The following is a 21,435-nucleotide window of genomic DNA, read 5'->3' as shown; positions in this document are numbered from 1 at the left end:
GACCTTATGGGTACTTTTCTGCTGGTCCTGATGATTGTCGTGCTGCTGGTTGCAGCGATGTCCGTCGGGGTAATTTTCGGCCGCAAGCCGATCAGTGGCACTTGCGGTGGCATTGGTGCCATGGGTATCAGCAAGTCCTGTGATATCTGTGGCGGCAACACCCAGAAGTGTGAAGAAGAAAACGAACGTCTTGCCAACGACGGCAAGTCCGCGGAGGCACTGACGTATGACGCCTCCCGCTCAGACGACCGCTGATCCGGCGTCCACCAACCTATAAAAATTCCGGGAGCTTCTGAAAAGCGCCTGCGCCCTGCCAGTGCGTGCCTGCAGGGTCTTTTCAGAGGCTCCCTCACGACGTAGATAAGGAGTCACTGCAGAATGGCAGAACATCATTACGACGTCGTCGTTATCGGCGCAGGCCCTTCGGGAGAAGGTGCAGCGATGAATGCGACGAAACACGGCAAGCGTGTCGCAATCATCGAAGATAAACCCACGGTTGGCGGCAACTGCACCCACTGGGGCACTATTCCTTCCAAAGCGTTGCGTCACTCGGTCAAGCAGATCATCACCTTTAATACCAACCAGATGTTCCGTGATATCGGCGAGCCACGCTGGTTTTCTTTTCCCCGTGTTTTGCAGAATGCACAGAAGGTGATCGGCAAGCAGGTCAAGTTGAGAACCCAGTTCTATGCACGGAACCGCGTGGATCTGATTAACGGCCGTGCCAGTTTTATCGATAGCAACCGGCTCGAGATACGGGGTAATAAATCCCATGAAGTCCTGCATTTCAAGCAGGCGATTATTGCAACGGGCTCTCGTCCGTACCTTCCGCCGGATGTAGACTTCCGTCACCATCGCATCTACAACTCAGATACCATTCTGAATCTGTCCCACACGCCCCGCACGCTGATTATTTATGGAGCGGGCGTCATTGGTTCGGAATACGCCTCGATTTTCGCCGGCCTGGGTGTGAAGGTGGACCTGATCAACCCGGGAAGCCGCTTGCTCACGTTCCTGGACGATGAGATTTCGGATGCTCTGAGTTATCACCTGCGCAATAACGGTGTGCTGGTTCGACACAACGAGGAGTATGAATCGGTCGATGGTGATGATCACGGGGTCGTGCTGTCGCTGAAGTCCGGCAAGAAAATCCGTGCGGATGCGTTTCTCTGGTGCAATGGCCGTAGCGGCAACACCGAAAAGCTGGGCCTGGACAACATCGGTCTGACGCCCAACGGCCGTGGACAGTTGGCGGTTGACGACCATTATCGGACTGAAGTGGAGAATGTCTACGCGGCCGGTGATGTGATTGGCTGGCCAAGCCTCGCCAGCGCCGCCTACGATCAGGGGCGCTCTGCATCCTCCGACATCGTGAAGGACGACTATTTCCGGCTGGTATCGGATGTGCCGACGGGTATCTATACCCTGCCGGAGATCAGCTCGGTGGGTAAAACCGAGCGGGAACTAACCGAAGCCAAGGTTCCCTACGAAGTGGGGCAGGCGTTCTTCAAGGACCTGGCGCGGGCCCAGATCACCGGGGACCCGGTTGGCATGCTCAAGATCCTGTTTCACCGCGAATCCCGTCAACTGCTGGGAATTCACTGTTTTGGCGACCAGGCCGCAGAAATCGTTCACATCGGCCAGGCCATCATGAATCAGGAAGGCGAGGCCAACTCCCTGAACTATTTCATCAATACGACCTTTAACTACCCGACCATGGCTGAGGCTTATCGGGTAGCGGCGCTCAACGGTCTCAATCGGATTTTCTAGCTGCTGATTGCGGGCCGAGTGCTGTCCGTGCTTTCCGCGCTCTCTTGGGGCGTTGGAAGGTGGAGAGCTGCTTTCGCGCGGTTGTCGAAGAACATCCGCGTGCTTGTCGGATAGTCGGTGATGATGCTATCGACGCCCTTGGCTTCAAGCTGAACCATGTCGTGAATGCGGTTTACCGTCCAGGTGGATACGTGCATGCCGCGCCTGTGGGCATCGTCAACGATGGCACTGGTGCAGATACGCCAGCCGATACAGAGAAAGTCGCAGTGCAAACGGGCTGCGGTATTGACCGGTCTCGGAAACTTCCGGTCCGTTACGAGTCCGATCCGCACCTTGCGGTCCCGGCGGCGGGCTTCCTGCAGGAACCAGCTGTCGGAGGAGGTAATGACCACCCGCTTGTAAAGATCGCGACGTTGAATGATTTCTGTCAGGCGATTGCACAGAATATTCAGTCGGTGACGGTTGTCTTTCTTTACCTCCAGTTGCAGGTGCTCGAAATCCGGGAATTCGTTGAGCAACGCCTCCAGAGTGGGAATGCCTGCTTTCCGCGGCCAGGCTGTGGTGTTGCGCCGGGCGTCCATGTCTGCCAGTTCGGATGCCGTGTAGTTGGCAACGTTGCCTTCCTCTCCGGTTGTGCGATCAACGGTCAGGTCGTGAATGACCATTGGCATACCATCTTTTGATAGAACCAGGTCAAGCTCAAAGTGCCGAACCCCGTGGCGGTAGGCGTGGGTAAAACCGGCCAGGGTATTTTCGGGGGCTTCCCCCTTAGCGCCCCTGTGTCCATACACGATCATTCTGGAGAAGATTCCTTCAGACGGTTATAGATTTGCTGGCGTTGCTTCCAGGTGTCATGGCACAGCTGAATGTCTTCCAGATACGCCGGTAGTTCCCGCATCAGCAGGGCCTGAGGGCCATCCACCAAGGCTTTCTCCGGCTTCGGGTGGAAGTCCACCAGTACCATGTTGGCGCCCGCTATCACGCCCTGTGCGGTTGCGTGCATGACATCCAGGACGCCGTCGGGTGCGCGTTCGCGGCTGCCGACTGAGTGGGATGGGTCAACGCATACCGGCATGCGGGTAAGGCGCTTTACCGCCGGGACATGGGCGAAGTCCACCATGTTGCGGTGGGGTTGCCCAGCCTCGGTCTTCATACCACGCAGGCAGAAAATCACATTGGCGTTGCCTTCGCTGGCCAGGTATTCGGCCGCGTTCAGAGATTCATTCAGGGTGATGCCGAAGCCGCGTTTAAGCAACACCGGGTAAGTGCTCTGGCGGCCAATGGCTTTGAGCAACTCAAAGTTTTGCGTGTTGCGCGTGCCTACCTGCAGCATGACACCGGTAGGGCGCCCCAGTTGCTCAAGGCAATGGTCGATCTCTTCAATGTGGCTCTCGTGGGTGATCTCCATGGCAATCACCTTGATGCCATGTTTGCCGGCTTTCTCAAACACCCAGGGCAGGCAACCCTTGCCGTGGCCCTGAAAGGAATACGGGTTGGTCCGGGGCTTGTAGGCGCCCATGCGGGTGCAAACCTGGCCATTGTCCTCAAGGGCCTGCATCATCTGCTCCACGTGCTCTGGCACGTCGACGGCGCACAGGCCGGCGAAAATGTTCAGGTTGGACTGGTCGAAGGTCACGCCGTTATAGGTAAAGCCACTCTGGCGCTTGTCGTCCTTGTGCCGCCCCAGAATCCGGTAGTCGTCGGAGATGCGTATCGCGCGCTCCACGGCAGGCAGGGCCTCGATCTCGTCCTTGTCCAGGGATTTGGTGTCGCCCAACAGGTACACCTCTGTCAGGCGCTGCTTGGCACCCTGGACTTCATGCACCCTGACCGATACCCCTGGCAGGTTCTCCAGAAAATGCATGGTTTGGCGATAGGCTTCACTGTCCAGCGCGGTATCCGGGTGGAGAATGGCTAACATACTTGCTCCTTGAGGTTCAGTCAGCGCCTTCAGCACGATGGCGGGCCTGCATGAACTCCCTGTGGTTAAGATGCAGCAGATCCGACATGCGGCGAATAAGGTGTTCCTCGTACTTGTCAATTCGGCCGTCAGCAAATGCAACCCGCCAGATGCTTTCAAGAAGTGCCTGTTTTTCTTCCTGACTCAACTGCTCGTTGATAAGGCCGGTAAACTCATAAAGGGAAGTGGCGTCGTCTGCCTGGTTGAGCGCATCCTGAAGGATCTCTTCGGCTTCGTCACGGGTGACCTGGTGCGCTTCAACCGCAAAGTTGACAATCGTCTTCAGTTCTTCGTCATCCTGATCGTTGTCGACCCTGGACAGCTGCACCATCAGCGCCGTGGCGGCCACCGCAAGCTGGTGGCTGTCAGGTTGTGTCGGTTCATCTTCGGGCGAGCCAAACAGGCTTTTCAGGCGCTCAATCATGGTGTCAGGAATCTCCTCCCGGTGGTGGCTGGTGTCAGGCGGCCTGGGACAGCCGGCGGACGCGGTTTTCAAGCTCTATCTGGTCGTTGGTAAAACGACGTATGCCATCGGCCAGTTTTTCCGTGGCCATGGCATCTTCATTGGACTCCCAGCGGAACAGGCGCTCATCAATGTCGCCTGGCCTGTCTGAGCTCTTTGCGCCCTCTGCGGACAACTGGCGTGTCAGCGCGCCGGAGTCGTTCTCCAGCTCCTGAAGCAGGGCCGGACTGATGGTCAGGCGGTCACAACCAGCCAGCATTTCAATTTCGCCGGTGTTGCGGAAACTGGCCCCCATCACCACCGTCTTGTAGCCATTGGCCTTGTAGTAGTTGTAGATGCGGGTTACCGACTGGACCCCGGGGTCTTCTGCCGCCGGGAAGGCATCACGCCCCGTGGCAGCCAGATGCCAGTCCAGGATACGGCCCACGAACGGCGAGATCAGGAAGGCGCCGGCATCGGCGCAGGCAGCGGCCTGGATATAAGAGAACAGCAGGGTGAGGTTGCAGTGTATACCCTCTTTCTCCAGCTGTTCAGCGGCGCGAATGCCTTCCCAGGTGGACGCAATCTTGATCAGCACCCGGCTGGTATCCATGCCGAGGTGGTCATACAGCTCGACCAGGCGACGTGCGCGGGTGAGGGTGGCATCGGTATCGAAGGACAACCGGGCATCCACTTCGGTTGAAACCACGCCAGGTATGCGCCCGAGAATCTGCTTGCCTGCGAGTACGGCCAGCATGTCAGTCGCGTAGGTCAGCTGCTCCGCATCGGAACCGCCGTGTTTGCGGGCGGCTGCCACGGCTTCGTCCAGCATCGGGCGGTAGGCCTCGGATGCCGCGGCCTTGAGAAGAAGCGACGGATTGGTGGTGGCGTCTTCCGGCTTCCACTGGGCAATGGCCTCCAGGTCCCCGGTGTCTGCAACCACCGTGGTCATGGCTTTCAGTTGTTCGAGCTTGCTGGTCATTCGTCCTGTCATCCTGATCGATTTGTTATTGATCGCCCGTTTGGCGGGCGCTTTGGGTCATACGCCTACAATAACGGGCCGCTCTGACAGGAACAAGGCAGTATTAAGGTAACAAGGTGCTCAGGCTGGCACTACCGTGGCCTCGGCAGGCTCGGGAACTTTCGCCATGGCCCGTTCGATGACTTCAATGCCGGACCCGGGCTTGTGGGCGTTCTCACTGATGTAGCGCCGGAACTGGCGACCCCCGGGCTGCCCGTGGAACAGGCCCATCAGGTGACGAGAGATGTGACTGAGGTAAACGCCACGGTCCAGTTCACTCTGAATGAATGGTAATACAGCTCGTAATGCTTCGTGCCGTGAAGAAATCGGCATGGGCTGCCCGAAAAACTCGGTATCCACGCCAGCCAGCAGCCAGGGGTTATGGTAGGCCTCGCGCCCCAGCATGACGCCGTCGGTATGTTCGAGGTGCTCCCGGCATTCGGCAAAGGTCTTGATACCACCGTTAATGATGATCTCAAGATGCGGGTAGCGGGCTTTAAGGCGATAGACCCAGTCGTATTTCAGCGGGGGTATGTCCCGGTTCTCTTTTGGGCTTAGACCTTCGAGAACGGCAATCCGGGCATGCACGATAAAGGTACGACAACCGGCCTGGGATACCTTCTCGATAAACTCACAAAGGTCATCCCAGGATTCACGGCCATCAATCCCGATACGGTGTTTGACGGTTACCGGCAGGCTGGTGGCGGCGATCATTGCCTGCACGCCCTCAGCCACTTTATCGGGGTGTGCCATCAGGCAGGCACCGATCATGTTGTTCTGTACCCGGTCGCTGGGGCAGCCCACGTTCAGGTTTACTTCATCAAACCCGTACTGTTCAGCCAGTTTGGCGCAATGGGCCAGTTCCTGCGGATTGCTGCCACCCAGTTGCAGCGCCAGCGGGTATTCCGTCGGGTCGTGCCGCAGAAATCGAGCGGTATCACCGTGGATCAGTGCGCCGGTCGTGACCATTTCGGTGTAGAGCAGGGTGTGCCGGCTGAGTTGGCGCGCCAGATAGCGATAATGGCTGGTGGTCCAGTCCATCATCGGGGCCACGCAGAAGCGGCGGGAGGGCTTCAGAGTGGGAGTTTCCTGGGGCGCGTTCATGTTCATTGACTGCTCAGTTATACCGTTCACAAGTGATTCGAGGGGGCACAGTTTATCAGGAAAACGCACCTTTTGGCGTGAGGGGGTGTGCGAAAGGTAGTGTAAACACGGATGTCGCGACTGGATTCACGAGTCGTTGACGTGGCGATCAATGCGCGACAAAATACTGTATAAATAATCAGTATTGGGTCGAAGGCATGCTCGATTCGGCCTTTCAAAATTTCAACCAGGCAGGTGGATCCGTCATGACTGGACAAGGCCCGGTATCTTTTGTTGACGTTAGGCGCCGGTTCGAATTCCGGAGCATTGAAGTGGGTCGTTGGGTTACACCGCCTGAACGGGACCGGGCGGCAGGCAGGTTCTATGAGGCTTTGTGCGATCTTATGAGTATCCTCCAGGGCCCGGAACATCTGATCTCGTTGCGTGGATCACTGGGGTTGCAGTACGGGATCGGCGGCCGGCCGGGCGTTGCCGCGCACTACATCCCTGCAACCCGACAATTGGCGCTTGCGAAGAATGCGGGGGCAGGAAGCCTGGCCCACGAATGGTTTCACGCTTTCGATCATTACATGGGGCATAAGGCGTTCCGCCGCCTGGGGAGTGGCGGATTCGCGTCCAGTGGTTGGCTGGATAGCGCTGACCAGAAGGAGCATCCTCTCAACAAACGATTGGGCGCCTGTTTTCAGGCCATCTTGCTGAATGAGGATGGTACCAGCCCCAGTTCGTTGTTTCAGTGTTCGAAGCGGGCGGATACGCAGATGAAGGTGCTTTATTACGCGAGGCCTGAAGAACTCTGTGCCCGGGCATTTGAAGCGTTTGTTGAAGACAGTCAGCCGCAGAGCAATTTTCTGGTCAGGGGGACCGTCTACTCTGACGAGGCCAGGGCAGGTCTTTATCCGAAAGGAAAGCAGCGCCAGCGAATCAACGACGCGTTTGAAGGCTACTTTATGGCACTGGGTGGAGCACTTTATCGTGAGCATGCTGAAGATGGCCCTGTTGGCCAATCTTTGTCGTCAACTTCCTGAGATCATCCACATTCGATCGATAACAAAGACAGGGTTGCCTCATGAACAACTGCATTTTTATCACTGGCGCTGCCGCCGGTATTGGCCGGGAGACCGCCCGTCTTTTTGCCTCCAAGGGATGGTTTGTCGGTGCTGCTGACCGGGATGAGGCGGCCCTGGCATCGCTTGAGAGTGAACTGGGGGATGATCGGTGCAGTACCCACATTGTGGACGTGGTGGACGAGACATCGGTCAGGCAGGGCCTGGCAGACTTTGCCAGTCGTACGGGTGGCCGGTTGAGGTTGCTTCACAATAATGCCGGCATTCTGAAAGTCGGCCCGTTCGAGAAGATCAATTTGGCCGCGCATCGGGCCGTGGTAGAGGTCAATGTGATTGGGCTGATGACGGTTCTGCACGGCGCCTTCCCGTATCTGAAGGCAACGCCGGGTGCCCAGGTGGTGAACATGAGCTCGGCATCTGCCGCCTATGGGATTCCGGACTTCGCGTCTTACTCCGCCAGCAAGCACGCCGTACGTGCGATGACCGAGGCTCTGGATATTGAATGGGAGCCACACGATATCCGCGTGTGTGATCTGATGCCTCCGTTCGTGAATACCGGCATGGTGCAGCAGAACGAGCAGGGATCCCGTTTATTTGAGCGCCTGGGTGTTAACCTGACTCCGGACGTCGTTGCAGCACAGGTGTGGGCTCAGGTCGAGCAGCCACGTCTGCACCGACCAGTTTCCATGCAGTTCCGGGCATTGTGGCCCATCGCCAAATCCGCGCCCACGTCCCTGACCCGGCGTGTGTTAAGAAAACTCTGGCGTCAGTAGTCTGCTTTTGGTCCGGATCACATCCCAGACGATCAACGCGGGTGGTTGGTGGCCTTTTCAATGTACCTTTGCTGCATCTGTTCGGAACCAAATGCCGGCAACGAAAGGGTGGGGCCACTAATATTCAATGGCTGTGGACTTGTCCCGGTTTGATCACGCAAGGGAGCACCCGCTGTCTGATCGAAATTTTGTTGCAGTGCATCCATGTTGCCAAGGCCTGCATTGGCATTCATTAGATCGTCTTCCGTCATAGCTGAAAAGCCGGCGCCGAGAGTGGAGGGAGTGGTTTTTGCCTTGTTACCCGCCGTTGTCTCGCCGAGGGCGTTAAACGAGGCAAGTGTGACGATAATCAGGCATCCACGGCGGAACATTGAAAGCATCCTTTTTTCAGATAATTAGCGATCTTAGGGTATTTATTGGTTGATCAGGCGACAAGCGCGGGCCGGCTGTCCTGGGACGTATGTCGCAAAAAGCATCACATTTCGCACTAAGCGCTATTTAGATGCATGCCATTGAGCTTTCTAATACGATACGGCGTTACTAACATCTGCGGAACGCTATTTATATGCCAGTAATGGTTCAGGCGCTGGTGCCTGTATTTGTATTGATTTTGTTGGGTTATCTGTTCCGGCGCTGGCATTTTCCAGGGGGCGACTTTTGGCCCCAGGCGGAGCGCTTCACCTACTACGTCCTTTTCCCGGCGATGTTGATCTTCAAGTTGGGCCAGGCTCAGGTGCCAGCGTCAGCCTACGGCGATATCCTCATTTTGATCGTTGCCATGCTGGCCGCAATGACCCTGTTGCTCATTGCGCTGCAATGGCTCTGGCGTTGGCCGGGGCCGGTATTTTCCTCGGTATTTCAGGGCGGTATCCGTTTCAATTCCTACGTGGCCCTGGCAACAGCCGGTATGTTGCTTGGGGATGACGGCCTGTCGCTGATTGCCATTGCCGTGGCAGTGAAAGTACCGTTGCTGAACCTGCTTTGCATCCTGATGTTCTCCGTGGTGGCGGGGCAGGGTGCGGTGAAGCTGAAGCCCGTATTCAAGGCTGTCGTCTCCAACCCTCTGATCATTGGTTCGGTGGTTGGGATGTTCTGGAGCTATTTTCAGATTGGCTTCCATCCACTGGTGGCAGGTATTCTCGAGCCATTAAGTGACCTTGCGTTGCCGCTGGGTTTGATGACGGTGGGTGCTGGCCTGCAGCTAAAGGCGCTACGCGGCGCCTCCATGCCATTCCTGGTGTCCTCGATGGCAAAGCTGGTAGGTTTCCCGCTGCTTACGGCAGGGTTGGCACTGCTGCTGGGCCTGGAAGGGATGATGGTTCAGGTGGCCATACTGCTGGCAGCGCTGCCAACAGCCACTTCTTCATACATCCTGGCGCGCCAGCTTGGTGGTGACGCGCCCTTGATGGCGGGCATCATCAGTGGCCAGACCTTGCTGGCCATGGTGACTATTCCCCTTCTACTTGGCATCCTCTGGTAAGCACTTGAGCACAGCGTCTGCAAGGCTCTGTTGAAAAGTGATGTAGCCGTCTTGATCGGTTTCAATATCGGTGGCGAGCGGGTCCCAGGTACTGAATGTTATGTCCAGACCTTCGGTGATTGAGCGCCACCATTGACGGTTGAACTGAGGCTCAGTCAGCAGGCAGGGTTGATTGGCGTTGCGCAGTTTTTCCTGGACTTCTGCGATGTGGCCGGCACCTGGAGACAGTTCCGGGTTCAGCGTCAGAATGCCTTCCAGGTTCATGTTGTAGTGTCCCACGAAGCGGGTGAATGCGTCGTGGTATGTGAAGAGATCAATGTCGCGAGCAGGATCCAGGCGTTGATTGATCGCTGTCTCGGTCTCGGCCATAGCCTGCTCGAAACGCGCCAGATTGGCGTCAAGCACGTGGGTGTCTGCACTTTTCAGGGTTGCGAGTACCCGGTGAATATCCCGCGCCATCTCAACCGCCAGGGCCGGATCCAGCCAAATGTGCGGATCCTCTCCGGAGCCGTGGTCGTGGTGATGGTCGTCATGACCGCCTGATTCTTCATGGTCGTCATGGTGGTTGTGATGTTCATGTTCGTCATGGTCACCGTGATTGTTGTCTGACTGCACTTCCGGCACGTTTTCGCCGTGCATGAGTGAATAGGTGCGATCCCGGAACTCGCTTCCGCCGAGCAGTCGGGTCAGGAAGGTTTCCATCTCAGGGCCCACCCAAAAAATGGCGTCAGCAGCTTCCAGTGCCCTGCGCTGTGAGGGTTTCATTGAGTAGTTGTGCGGGCTGGCGCCAGGCTGAACCAGCGTGGTGATTTCCACATCGTCAGTGGCTATGGCTTTCACCAGCAGTTCGATGGGCTTGAGGGAGGTGACAACCTGGGTGCTTGCCAGGGTGCTGGTGGATGCCAGGAGTGTGGCGGCACCCAATGCGATGAGGCCTGTAAAGCGGCTAGTGGTCATGTGACTGAGACTCTGGAAAATTAATGGTACGTTATAATATAACAATACGAGCGGCGAATGAAGAGGGCGATCGCCTGACCATGCGAAATCCGGCTGTGGCCGGTATAATGCATGGCTTTTAATGCATAGCCTTTTTCAGGCTGACACCATCAGGATGTTTTCATGACCGTACGTACCCGAATCGCACCGTCTCCCACCGGTGATCCCCACGTTGGCACCGCCTTCGTGGCGTTGTTTAACCTGTGCTTCGCCCGTCAGCACGGTGGCCAGTTCATCCTGCGGATTGAAGACACGGATCAGGTTCGCAGTACGCAGGAGTCTGAACAGGACATCCTGAATGCCTTGCGCTGGCTTGGGCTGGAGTGGGACGAAGGCCCTGACGTAGGTGGCCCCCATGGTCCCTACAGGCAATCAGAGCGGAAGGATTCGTATCGTCAATACGCGTTGGACCTTGTCACCCAGGGGCATGCGTTTTATTGCTTCCGCACACCTGAAGAGCTGGATGCCATTCGCGAAGAGCGTAAGGCTCAGGGCCTGAATCCAGGTATCAAGGGCAATCTGGAGCTGACTGAGGAAGAGGTCAAGCGTCGCCTGGATGCTGGTGACCCCTATGTTATCCGGATGAAAGTACCGGAAGACGGCGTTTGTGAAATCGACGATATGCTACGCGGCACCATCGAAATCGACTGGTCCCAGGTAGATAGTCAGATCCTGCTGAAATCCGACGGCATGCCCACCTACCACCTGGCCAATGTGGTTGACGATCACCTGATGGAAATCACCCACGTGTTGCGTGGAGAAGAGTGGATCAACTCTGCGCCCAAGCACAAATTGCTGTACGAATACTTTGGCTGGGACATGCCGGTACTGTGCCACCTGCCGCTACTGCGCAATCCGGATAAGAGCAAGCTGTCCAAGCGCAAGAACCCCACCAGCATCAACTTCTACGAGCGCATGGGATTCCTGCCGGAAGCGGTTACCAACTACCTGGGCCGTATGGGCTGGTCCATGCCGGATGAGCGCGAGAAATTCACCCTGGATGAAATGATCGAAAACTTCGACATCCAGCGGGTTTCCCTGGGCGGCCCGGTTTTCGACGTGGAAAAGCTGCGCTGGCTCAACGGTCAGTGGATCCGTGACGAACTCAGCGACGACCAGTTCGTCGAGCGCATGCGCCACTGGTGGTTCAACGAGCAGGCGCTGCGGGATCTGGTGCCTCACATCAAGGGCCGGGCGGAAGTGTTCAGTGATGTATCGCCGATGGCCTCGTTCATGTTCTCCGGCATGCTCAACCTCAAGCCGGAAGACTTCGGTCACAACAAGCTGGATGAAAGCCAGGTCAAGCGGGTGCTCCAGTTTACCCTGTGGAAGCTTGAAGCCCAGCGCCATTGGAGCAAAGAGAATATCTTTGCCGACGTTAAAGCTCTGGCCAAAGCCATGGAGCTGAAGATGGGTGATTTCATGTTCGCCATCTTCGTCGCTGTCGCCGGTACCCCTAACTCCTGGTCCGTTATGGACTCCATGGCTATCCTTGGTCCGGACATGACCCGGTCTCGCCTGCGCCATGCTCTTGAGGTAATGGGTGGATTCTCCAAGAAGGAAACCAAGCGGGTGGAAAAAGAATACGCGGCATTGCTGACGGAATAACCAATCTGTTGAATTAGTAAGCGACCAGAACAGGGATGTTCACGAAACTGAAAAAACGTTGGAAAAAAGGTTGACGCCCCAAGGGTCGATCCTTAATATACGCAGCCGTTGAGGGGCCATAGCTCAGCTGGGAGAGCGCAACACTGGCAGTGTTGAGGTCAGCGGTTCGATCCCGCTTGGCTCCACCAATTTCTAGTCCCCTTCGTCTAGTGGCCTAGGACTCCGCCCTTTCACGGCGGCAACAGGGGTTCGAACCCCCTAGGGGACGCCAATACGGCTCAACCGGTTTAGTCCGCCGGTAAGCCATCAAAAAAACCGCCTTCGGGCGGTTTTTTTGTGTCTGAAGGAAATGTCAGCGGGACGCTATAGCCCCTTTGCCGACGCCTTCATAGGCCTTGACACGAATGGCGTCCTCCGGAAACTCGGATTTCAACTGTCCGGCAATGTGCGCCGCAATAAGCTCCACTGTGGTGTCCGAATCCAGCATATAAACCCGGCTCTCCGGCAATGTCAGCGCAAATTCCCCCTGATTCGCCTCGTATTCAAAGGTGACGTACGCTGTGCCATCCTCGGCCACCCAGCGTTGGGTTACGTCCTCCTCGGAGCCCACATAGATATCCTGCCACCGCTTGGCCCATTGGTTCTCAAGATCCCGGTCTCTGTGCTCATTGCGGTCGATCCGAATAGGCGAGCGATGCCCATGGGCGATTCGCTGGCAATTACCCATGTGTTTCTTCAGGCCGTGAACATAGTGGTAGTAGGCCCCTTCAATCACATCTTCACGTAACTCAATATCCACATCCGTCACGTTTGCCGGCAAGACTGCCCGTAACTCCTGCTCCAACAGCCGGGCAACGGCAGATGGCACTACACGGTCAGACGACAGCCACACCACCGCTTGGTCCGGGGACCGATGAAGAATCCGGGTGCCGTCGGTCAGATGCCAGGTGAAGCTGTCTGGCTCATCCTCATTCCACTCAAGCCCCTTATAGGCTCTTGGGATCACCAGCCGGTGGTCCACGCGCTCGTCGATGACCCGTTTGATGGTGCGTTTGACGTTGCTGAAATCAAACACCATGCCTTGGTCATCCAGTTCGCCACCGAGCACCACATCCACAATCCAGCTTTCACCGACGAGCCCTCTGGAAGCATCCAGGTAGGCGAAGTCGATAACCGTTAGATTGTCTACGAAAAGGTGATTCATCGGAGGGGCCTGGCAAGAAAAGGTTGATTGATGCGCAGATTCTAGCAAAAATCCGCCAACGCTAGCAGCCTTGTATGACTTGCGTCAGGGGTAGCGAGGAGACCCAAGTACAAATGCACACTATTGCCGGTTCCGATTACCACGCTTTTCCTGTTCTACTCCTGGCGGCAGGAGCCTCCAGGCGTATGGGAAGGCCGAAGGCGCTACTTAAATTCAATGATGGCACGTTAATGGATCACGCTGTGTCCCAGGCCAAGCAATTGGGAGCGAACGTTACGGTTGTCTCTGGTTCTGGATACCCCTTGGTACGGTATCGATGTCGTAATCAGCCCTCTGCCTGGTGTTACACGCCTGATTGGGTATTTGGGATGGCTGCTTCATTGAAATCCGGGCTCCAGACTATAGGCCCACGAGCCAAGGGCGTATTTGTCACTCTTCTTGATCAACCGTTAGTTTCGGAGTCTGATCTTCGCTCTCTGGCATTTTGTGCGAGGCAAGAGGTGAGTGAGCCGTTTGCGGCAGATATCTACGGTAATCCCGGCGCTCCCGCCTACATACCCAGGCGCCTATGGAAAGAGATAATGATGCTGGAGGGTGATCGCGGTGCGGCTCGTATACTGACTCGTCATCAGGCCAAAACGCTTGCCATCAAGGGTGTTGAATCCGATGTGGATACGCCAGAGGATTGGAGGCGAATCCGCTACGATTAAGGCATTGCAGGTGCAGAGGATCTGTCTCTGGGCGGCCCAACGGTGTCAGGTTTTTATGCATATAGCGCTCGGATAGAAATCGAAAACACCCCTTACTCTATGAAACTCCGATGAATTGTGATTTTGGCGCGAGCTATGCTTTGGTCATGTGAGGAGGCTGGGGATTCGGCGTTGTCTCCGTGGTGGTTTGGGCATTGATCGAGCTCCCAGGCCAAAATCAAGCATGGAGGGTTAATCATGCATAACCTGACTAGAAACTCACTGACGCCTTGCCTGCTGGCATCGGCGTTACTCTTTTCCAGTGGCAACTCGTCTGCAGCGTTACTTGACGCTTTTGAAAACGGTGGATTCGAAGGTTATACCGGCAATACGAACTCATTCAACAGTGATGTGCCTCCCGGCTGGACTACAACAGAGGGTACGCCGGATGTGTTCAATGCTGGTACAACCATGAATAATTTCGCCTGGCAATCAAGCAGCACCGGCGGTGATTTTCTTCATGGTATTGGCTGGGATGGTCGAGCAGGATCGCCCTATGTGGAGAGTGCCTTGCAGGTTGGTCTCGAAGGGCTGGTTATTGGGCAGCAGTATGAGATTTCCTTTGAGCAGAGTATAAGCAATAGCGCGTTCTCCGAGGCAGGAGGTTATTGGGAGATCATCTTTGGGACAGAGAGTCAGAATTCCTCTGCTATGGAGATGCCCGACCTGGGCACAATCGCGGATTGGATGTGGGAAACCATGATTTTTACCGCGACTGCTGAGATCCAGACACTTGAAGTTATAGCGCATAGTACCTTTGGGCCAAGGGCCGACCTGGGCATAGACAGCTTTTTCCTGGGTGATCCGGGTACCAACCCGGACAATCCGGACACTCCAGATGTCCCTCCAACGGCATCTGTGCCGACTCCAGCAAGTCTTCCGTTGTTTGCGTTGGGGTTGACCGGGGTTCTGATAGCGGGATTGAGAAGACGTCGTCAGTGCTAAGAGCAGAAATACCGAGCCGGGTAACCCGGCTCGGTATTTCCGTCGTTTTGTTGTCCTGCCTTCAGGCGAACAACCCTGAAAGCCAGGCGATGCCCACCGCAAAAATACCAAGGCTGGCGGCCAGGCCGACGGTGTAGATGCGAGAGGTGGCGGAGCGCTGTTGTGCCACGAACAGGTCAATGGTGCGCTGGGCGATGTCCTCCGCGGTTTCCCGGGAAATTTCATGGGCCTGCTGGATGGCCTCGGATTGCAGGGTCTGCCAGAACTCGGTATCAATGGTTTGTACGCTGGTGATGTGATCCTTGAGTTCCGCCATGTGGTCACTGGTGAAGCCGGTATTGCGAGAGAGGTCTTTGCGCAGGTCAGCGAGTTCCCGGCCCAGGTTCAGGTTAACTTCCGCCGCCACGTCGTCACGCAGGTTGCGGGTGCGCTCTTCGATCATTTCGGTCACCGCGTTCAGGCGTTCCTCAACCGCGGTTTCCTGCTTTTTGCTGGATTCGTCCAGTACCCGCTTAAGATGGTCAAACTGCTCGTCGAACAGCGAGCTGAGTAACTCGTGCAGGCGGTTGTTAATGTGGGTTTTTACCGCTGAGCGGGCGATCTGTTCGATCAGATCGCTGGTCAGTGGGACAACCTGGGGGCCGCTGTTGTCGCTCGCGTGTAGCCCATCGTCGGCTTTTGGTGACATTTCCAGGGAGGCATCGGAGGGAATGTCGAGGATGTCATCGTCCAATTCATTTGGCTCAGCATCCAGTTCCGGCGGTTCGGGCAGATTGCCTTCGGTCACATCACTGTCGAGCTGGTCGAGAACGAGGCTAAGCCCCTCGGTGTGTGGGGGCTTGGTCAGAATGTTGTAAACGCCGAAGTTGCGGGCTTCCTCCATGAACGACGACGATTTCTTGGAGGTACACATAATGATGGGGATGGCGGCAGTGTCGGGGTTGCCCTTGATGGCCTTGGTGGCCTCCACACCGTTCATGCCCGGCATAAGGTGATCCATGAAAATCACGTCTGGACGTTGATGGGAGCTCAAAAAATCCAATGCCTCCTCTGCCGAGCCAGCCATGTTCACCTCCATGTCCCGGCCTTCCAGCAGTTTGCTCAGGGCAAATCGAGCCACTTTCGAGTCGTCTACCAGGAGTGCATTCTTGATCGCCATGTCACAACCTCAACCTTTACAGCGTGTGTGTTCATTATCGGGCCGGCGTTTACCAGCCTTCAAGTGTCGGGCACTGGGTGGCCCGGTAGCTTTTCTCCCGATAACAAACACCGGGTTCCTTGGTCCGGGCAGTAAATACCTCCCCGGCTGCCGTTGTCAGGCGTACCTGTCCATAGGGTTCGCCGTACCGGAAGGTCGCTTCAATCGAACTGCCATTGGGGTTCAGTAGCAGCCCTTTGCCGTGGAACGAGCCTTCAATATACTGGCCTTCGTATTTTTTTCCATCAGCGAAGACTTCCTTGCCGTTCCCGTGGAACTCGCCGTTGGAGAATTCCCCTTCGTAGTGGCGCCCGTCGGGGTAGGTAAGAGTGCCTTCACCATGGAATTCGTCATCCTTGAAGCCGCCGACATAGAGCATGCCGTCCGAGGTGGTGAGCGAGCCATGCCCGTTGAGCCTGCCGCCTGACCATTGTCCGGTGAGAATGTCGCCATTGGCCATGGTGAGCGTGCCCTGGCCGTCAAACTGGTCATTGCGGAACTGGCCGGTGTAGCGGGTGTCATCCGCGTCACGCCAGGTGCCTTCGCCATGACGCTGGCCTTTTTCCCAGTCGCCTTCATAGCGGCTGCCGTCCGGGAGCCAGGCGGTGCCCTTGCCGTCAAATTCGCCGTCCACGAAGTGCCCCTCATACCTGAGTCCGTCGGCGTCTTCGTAGGTGCCATCGCCGGTTTTGATGCCGCCAACCCAGGTACCGTCCCGGTACTCCACCCTCGTATAGGCCTCCAGTTTGCCCACCAGGGTTTTCTCATTGCCGGCGGCGATAGCCACGGTCTGTTGCCAGGGCTTGTAACCTTCCTTGCGGATGATGATGTCGTATTTGCCCGGCTCCAATTCCAGATCCAGCCGTGTGGCCCCGTGGTTCTTACCATTGATGGTGACGTTGTCGCCGACGACATTGGAGCGCAGGATCAGCAGCCCGGTTGTGGGAGGCTCTGGCGCATCGCTCCGAGCCTCCGTTTCCGGCATGGCAGACACTGGCTCTGCCATCGCCAGCATCTTGGGGTCTTCCGGCAGGTCGGGAACGGAAAAAGGCTCTGCGTTTATGCGGTTGGCGTCGGACGCGGTCTCGGAACCGTTGACTGGCGTCTCTCCGGATGCCGCCAGGGCATCGTTTTCCAAGGGCAGTTCGAGGTCGTTTTCGGCTACGTCTTCCCTGCTATTCGGCTGGTAAAGTTCGTCCGAACGCTGCGCGTCCACTGGGGTATCCATGGACGCACGGGCAATGGTCTCTTCGGTGTCCGGGGCGGTGGCTACCGGTTTCATGCCCCTGGACAGGTCATCGCGGACAGACGCAAAGCCTGCCGTCACCAGAAGCATCAGTGCCAGTGCGTTGACAAACAGGAGGGGTCTGAAATCGACCATGGACAACCTCTCAATTCTGCATTCGTGTAACTGCCAATGTTTCGCCCGTTTCATCGTCGTTGGTCAACGGGTATGAGGGATGGCACCGCTTCATCTTACCCAGTCGGGGCAATGTTATGTAACACAAAGTCACTGAAGTTCACGAGAATGCAGGACAAATCACACTTTGTCCGGAAGCTGGTCATGGTTGAGCTGTTCCCAGGAACGCATGTAGACGTCTGCTTCATATTCGTAGGGGGATTTGAACGGCGTTAGCACAAAATCGAAGACCAGAAAAAAGAACCCGATCGATGCCCAGGCGATGACCAGCGTGCTCAGGGTGTTTGCCTGAATTTCCGGGTTGGCGTCGACGAACCCTTCGAGCAACGGGATCAGGTCGGACGCCATGACCACCGGGTTGAAGCTGGAAAGTACAAAAGGTACCCAGAACGCGATGAAAACCGGAAAGAAACCAAAGGACCAGAGCACCCGGCGAAGCAGATACATACCGATGGCGCGCCAGTAACGCTGCCTTATTTCCGGAACGCGGCGTATGCGCTCCAGGTAGCGTCGGCGCTCGGCCCAATAGGCGGCCACCTCCGGAGCGTGGATGGCGCGGCGATTGCCGGCGGCCTGGTGGGCGGATCTGGCCGACTTTGGCGAAGCGTCCGATGTGTGGATTTCGTGGGGTTCGGTGGTCATGGCGTTGGGTACTGCCTTGTCGCTTCTGGTTAGTGCATGATAATAGAAAGTACGTGTTACCCTACAATCCCCATTTAGTTAAAGACAGGACAGTTTGAATGGCTGCAGTGATCGAAAACACCGTCCATCCGGCCTTTGAAAAGCTTCGCAGTCACCGGATCAGCACGCTGAACGTGACGGTCGAGGAATACCGTCACCGCAAAACCGGTGCCCGCCACTTGCACCTGGCGGCGGATAACGACGAAAACGTGTTCTTTGTGGCCCTGCGAACCTTTCCCATGGACTCCACCGGTGTTGCTCATATCCTGGAGCATACGGCGCTGTGTGGCAGCGAGCGTTTTCCGGTGCGCGATCCGTTTTTCATGATGATTCGCCGGTCCCTGAACACCTTTATGAATGCCTTTACCAGTAGTGACTGGACGGCTTATCCCTTCGCCAGCATGAACCGCAAGGATTTCGACAACCTGTTGACGGTTTATCTGGACTCGGTGTTCTTTTCCTCTCTGGACCCGCTGGACTTTGCCCAGGAAGGGCATCGCCTCGAATTCGATACGCCAGACGATCCGTCCACCGACCTGGTCTACCGCGGTGTGGTCTACAACGAAATGAAAGGCGCCATGAGTGCGCCCACGTCACAGCTGTGGCAGAACCTGTCCAGCCACCTGTTCCCGACCACCACCTACCACTACAACAGTGGTGGTGAGCCAGACCACATTGTAGATCTGAGCTACGACGACCTGTTGCGCTTCTACCGTCATCACTACCATCCCAGCAATGCGATCTTTGCGACCTACGGGGACATTCCAGCTCACGAGCATCATGAACGCTTCGAGGAGCTGGCTCTGAAGCGGTTTGATCGTCTGGATGTGGAGCTGCCGGTACGTGATGAGAAGCGGATGTTCTCGCCGGTGCGCGTCGACCAGAGTTACGCCGTCAGTGAGGGCGAGGAAACCGGCCACAAGACCCATATCGTGATGGGCTGGTTGCTGGGACACAGCTTTGACCTGCAGGAAAACCTGGAGGGGCAGCTGCTGGCCAGTGTTCTTCTGGAAAACAGTGCGTCGCCCCTGATGCGGGCGCTGGAAACCACCGATATTGGTCATTCGCCGTCTCCGATGTGCGGCCTGGAAGACTCCAACCGTGAAATGACCTTTGTCTGCGGCATTGAGGGCAGTGACCCGGAGAGGCAGGACGACCTTGAAGCGCTGATCGAACAGACGTTGGCGAAGGTAGTGGAAGAGGGCGTCAGTGAGGATCGCCTGGAAGCCATTTTGCACCAGTTGGAATTGCATCAGCGCGAGATTGCCGGCGATAGCTTCCCGTATGGCCTGCAACTGATCATGACCGCGATTTCGCCGATGGTCCATGGCGGCGATCCGGTTGAGCTCCTGGATTTGGAGCCGGTCCTGGCTGATATGCGGGAAAAAATCCGTGATCCTCAGTATGTGCCCGGCCTGATCCGCCGCAAACTGCTGGAAAATCCGCACCGCGTTACCCTCACGCTGCGTCCGGATGACAAGCTGGAGAGTCGTCGCCAGGCGGCAATTCGCGATGCCCTTGCCCGCCGCAAGGCCTCGTTGACTGACGAAGAGGTTCGCCAGATTATCGAGCGCGCCCAGGCCCTGGAAGAACGGCAGACACGGAAAGACGACGATTCCATCCTGCCGAAGGTTGACCTGACCGACGTTCCCCTGCAGTTGCCGGAACCCGAGGCGCGGTTCGCCGGCGACATGCCTGCGACCATTTATGCCCGTGGCACCAATGGTCTGGTGTACGAGCAGGTGATCCTGCCGGTACCGAACCTGATCGAGGAAGAACTGTTGTTGCTGCCGTACTACACCACCCTGATTCCGGAAGTGGGTTGCGGCGACTTGGATTACCTGCAGATGCAGGATCGTATTTCGGCGGAATCCGGTGGCATCAGTGCGTCCTTCTCCGCCAAGGGAAAAATCGACGATGTTCAGGATCTTGAGGGTTATATCGTCTTTAATGGCAAGGCGCTGGCTCGAAACCGCGAGGCGTTGACTCGCCTCCTGAACGACGTCTTTGATGGCGCCCGCTTTGATGAGAAGGAGCGGGTGCGGGAGCTGATTGCCCAGATTCGTTCCCGCCGCGAGCAGGCGGTTACAGGCAGTGGCCATGCGTTGGCCATGGGGGCGGCATCGCAGGGAATCAGCCCGGGTGCGTGGCTGTCGTTCCGTCTTGGGGGATTGGAAGCTATCCGTGGCGTCAAGGCGCTGGATAAGTCCCTCAGCGAACCGGCCGAGCTCGACAGATTCTGTGAGCGGCTTGCAGCACTGCACGAACGTATTCGGAACCAGTCCCGTCAATTCCTGCTGATCGGTGAGGAAGAGCAGCTGGACCCGATGCTGACGGAAATGAAGACCGTTTGGGGCGACTCCGGTGCGGGAGAGCAAGCAGCCTGGAAGCTTGAGCCCGTCAGTTATCAGGCGCGTCAGGCGTGGTTAACGTCAACCCAGGTGAACTTCTGCGCCAAAGCCTACAGCACGGTTGCAATCGACCACCCGGACGCAGCGGCACTGACCGTTTTGGGTGGTTTCCTGCGCAACGGCTACTTGCACCGGGCGATCCGTGAAAAGGGTGGCGCCTATGGCGGTGGAGCTGGCCAGGACAGCGTGAACGGCACGTTCCGTTTCTTTTCATACCGCGATCCCCGGTTGGGCGAGACGTTGGAGGATTTTGACAACGCCCTGAAGTGGCTGCAGACCGAGCAGCACGATCCTCAGGAGCTGGAAGAATCCATTCTCGGCGTGATCGGGCAACTGGATCGCCCACGGTCACCAGCTGGTGCAGCCCGCCATGCTTTCCACAATCGCCTGTTCGGCCGGACGCCCGAGCAGCGTGCGCGTTTCCGGGAACGGGTGTTGGCGGTGACCCTGGATGATATGAAACGAGTGGCCCGCGAGTGGTTGAAGCCGGGCAGCGCCAGTGTAGCGGTTGTCACCAGCTTCGAAAATCGTGATACCGCTGAAAAACTGGGGCTGGAAATCCAGGAGCTATAAGGCACCTGAAAGCACCCGAAAACGGAAGGCCGACGC

At 56.9% G+C, this 21,435-nt stretch carries 20 protein-coding genes and 2 tRNA genes; 11 read left to right on the top strand and 11 right to left on the bottom strand.

The window, feature by feature from the left end:
• Positions 1-6: 6 nt before the first annotated feature.
• Positions 7-255, top strand: coding sequence for a (Na+)-NQR maturation NqrM (nqrM, locus tag AAGD24_RS13200; RefSeq protein ID WP_036204968.1), 249 nt, complete (start codon positions 7-9; stop codon positions 253-255).
• A gap of 123 nt (positions 256-378) precedes the next feature.
• A complete protein-coding gene (gene sthA, locus AAGD24_RS13195) occupies positions 379-1,770 on the top strand; it encodes a Si-specific NAD(P)(+) transhydrogenase (RefSeq protein ID WP_036204970.1) in 1,392 nt (463 codons plus the stop codon).
• Here the strand turns inward: sthA and AAGD24_RS13190 are convergent.
• From AAGD24_RS13190 to dusA, 5 genes are all read right to left on the bottom strand, one after another.
• Entirely contained in the window at positions 1,767-2,567 is an 801-nt protein-coding gene (locus tag AAGD24_RS13190) for a glycerophosphodiester phosphodiesterase (RefSeq protein WP_379865353.1), read from the bottom strand. The two genes, sthA and AAGD24_RS13190, sit on opposite strands and share 4 nt — an antisense overlap.
• A complete protein-coding gene (locus tag AAGD24_RS13185) occupies positions 2,564-3,691 on the bottom strand; it encodes a 3-deoxy-7-phosphoheptulonate synthase (RefSeq protein ID WP_007153903.1) in 1,128 nt (375 codons plus the stop codon). Before AAGD24_RS13185 ends, AAGD24_RS13190 begins: the two co-directional genes overlap by 4 nt.
• Positions 3,692-3,707: 16 nt before the next feature.
• Positions 3,708-4,154, bottom strand: a complete 447-nt coding sequence (locus AAGD24_RS13180) for a TerB family tellurite resistance protein (protein WP_041333737.1) — start codon at positions 4,152-4,154, stop codon at positions 3,708-3,710.
• Positions 4,155-4,188: 34 nt separating this feature from the next.
• The gene (gene tal / locus AAGD24_RS13175; RefSeq protein ID WP_126812216.1) at positions 4,189-5,154 is read right to left on the bottom strand and encodes a transaldolase; all 966 of its coding nucleotides are present in this window, start codon (positions 5,152-5,154) and stop codon (positions 4,189-4,191) included.
• A gap of 120 nt (positions 5,155-5,274) precedes the next feature.
• Entirely contained in the window at positions 5,275-6,297 is a 1,023-nt protein-coding gene (gene dusA, locus AAGD24_RS13170; RefSeq protein ID WP_036205838.1) for a tRNA dihydrouridine(20/20a) synthase DusA, read from the bottom strand.
• Between the two features lie 245 nt (positions 6,298-6,542).
• Here dusA and AAGD24_RS13165 point away from each other — a divergent pair, with 245 nt between their 5' ends.
• Together AAGD24_RS13165 and AAGD24_RS13160 are read left to right on the top strand one after the other, a co-directional pair.
• Positions 6,543-7,322: a CLCA_X family protein gene (locus AAGD24_RS13165; protein ID WP_085680064.1), complete on the top strand. Its 780-nt coding sequence runs from the start codon at positions 6,543-6,545 to the stop codon at positions 7,320-7,322.
• Positions 7,323-7,363: 41 nt separating this feature from the next.
• Positions 7,364-8,134 carry an SDR family oxidoreductase gene (locus tag AAGD24_RS13160; RefSeq protein WP_041333741.1) on the top strand — a complete coding sequence of 257 codons (771 nt, stop codon included), beginning with the start codon at positions 7,364-7,366 and terminating at the stop codon, positions 8,132-8,134.
• A gap of 32 nt (positions 8,135-8,166) precedes the next feature.
• On the opposite strand, the gene AAGD24_RS13155 is transcribed toward AAGD24_RS13160, so the two are convergent.
• Positions 8,167-8,505: a hypothetical protein gene (locus AAGD24_RS13155; RefSeq protein WP_075194767.1), complete on the bottom strand. Its 339-nt coding sequence runs from the start codon at positions 8,503-8,505 to the stop codon at positions 8,167-8,169.
• A 194-nt stretch (positions 8,506-8,699) separates the two neighbouring features.
• Between AAGD24_RS13155 and AAGD24_RS13150 the strand changes: the two genes are divergently transcribed.
• Positions 8,700-9,614, top strand: coding sequence for an AEC family transporter (locus AAGD24_RS13150; RefSeq protein ID WP_075194768.1), 915 nt, complete (start codon positions 8,700-8,702; stop codon positions 9,612-9,614).
• Here AAGD24_RS13150 and AAGD24_RS13145 read toward each other — a convergent pair.
• Positions 9,594-10,571 carry a zinc ABC transporter substrate-binding protein gene (locus AAGD24_RS13145; RefSeq protein WP_085680066.1) on the bottom strand — a complete coding sequence of 326 codons (978 nt, stop codon included), beginning with the start codon at positions 10,569-10,571 and terminating at the stop codon, positions 9,594-9,596. The genes AAGD24_RS13150 and AAGD24_RS13145 overlap by 21 nt on opposite strands.
• Positions 10,572-10,733: 162 nt before the next feature.
• On the opposite strand from AAGD24_RS13145, the gene gltX reads away from it, so the two are divergent.
• The 3 genes from gltX (at position 10,734) to AAGD24_RS13130 (ending at position 12,489) form a co-directional block, all read left to right on the top strand.
• Positions 10,734-12,218, top strand: a complete 1,485-nt coding sequence (gene gltX / locus AAGD24_RS13140) for a glutamate--tRNA ligase (RefSeq protein WP_036204988.1) — start codon at positions 10,734-10,736, stop codon at positions 12,216-12,218.
• A 112-nt stretch (positions 12,219-12,330) separates the two neighbouring features.
• Positions 12,331-12,406: transfer RNA gene (locus tag AAGD24_RS13135), tRNA-Ala, on the top strand.
• Between the two features lie 7 nt (positions 12,407-12,413).
• Positions 12,414-12,489, top strand: a tRNA-Glu gene (locus AAGD24_RS13130).
• 81 nt (positions 12,490-12,570) lie between these two features.
• On the opposite strand, the gene AAGD24_RS13125 is transcribed toward AAGD24_RS13130, so the two are convergent.
• Entirely contained in the window at positions 12,571-13,422 is an 852-nt protein-coding gene (locus AAGD24_RS13125; RefSeq protein ID WP_085680068.1) for a 6-carboxytetrahydropterin synthase, read from the bottom strand.
• Between the two features lie 74 nt (positions 13,423-13,496).
• Here AAGD24_RS13125 and AAGD24_RS13120 point away from each other — a divergent pair, with 74 nt between their 5' ends.
• Positions 13,497-14,132, top strand: a complete 636-nt coding sequence (locus AAGD24_RS13120) for a nucleotidyltransferase family protein (protein ID WP_341456172.1) — start codon at positions 13,497-13,499, stop codon at positions 14,130-14,132.
• A gap of 237 nt (positions 14,133-14,369) precedes the next feature.
• The gene (locus AAGD24_RS13115; protein WP_036204995.1) at positions 14,370-15,116 is read left to right on the top strand and encodes a hypothetical protein; all 747 of its coding nucleotides are present in this window, start codon (positions 14,370-14,372) and stop codon (positions 15,114-15,116) included.
• Positions 15,117-15,177: 61 nt separating this feature from the next.
• Here the strand turns inward: AAGD24_RS13115 and AAGD24_RS13110 are convergent, their stop codons facing one another.
• From AAGD24_RS13110 to AAGD24_RS13100, 3 genes are all read right to left on the bottom strand, one after another.
• Positions 15,178-16,275, bottom strand: coding sequence for a response regulator (locus tag AAGD24_RS13110; RefSeq protein ID WP_041333750.1), 1,098 nt, complete (start codon positions 16,273-16,275; stop codon positions 15,178-15,180).
• A gap of 49 nt (positions 16,276-16,324) precedes the next feature.
• Positions 16,325-17,695 carry an MORN repeat-containing protein gene (locus AAGD24_RS13105; RefSeq protein ID WP_075194775.1) on the bottom strand — a complete coding sequence of 457 codons (1,371 nt, stop codon included), beginning with the start codon at positions 17,693-17,695 and terminating at the stop codon, positions 16,325-16,327.
• A 159-nt stretch (positions 17,696-17,854) separates the two neighbouring features.
• Complete coding sequence (locus AAGD24_RS13100) at positions 17,855-18,376, bottom strand: hypothetical protein (protein ID WP_226909934.1); 522 nt, start codon at positions 18,374-18,376, stop codon at positions 17,855-17,857.
• 98 nt (positions 18,377-18,474) lie between these two features.
• On the opposite strand from AAGD24_RS13100, the gene AAGD24_RS13095 reads away from it, so the two are divergent.
• Positions 18,475-21,399 carry an insulinase family protein gene (locus AAGD24_RS13095; RefSeq protein ID WP_085680077.1) on the top strand — a complete coding sequence of 975 codons (2,925 nt, stop codon included), beginning with the start codon at positions 18,475-18,477 and terminating at the stop codon, positions 21,397-21,399.
• Positions 21,400-21,435 lie beyond the last annotated feature (36 nt).

It is taken from the genome of Marinobacter sp. M5B (assembly GCF_042604615.1).
GTDB lineage: Bacteria > Pseudomonadota > Gammaproteobacteria > Pseudomonadales > Oleiphilaceae > Marinobacter > Marinobacter salarius.
Note: the sequence above shows the minus strand (reverse complement) of the source record. Positions and strands in the feature narration are given on the sequence as shown.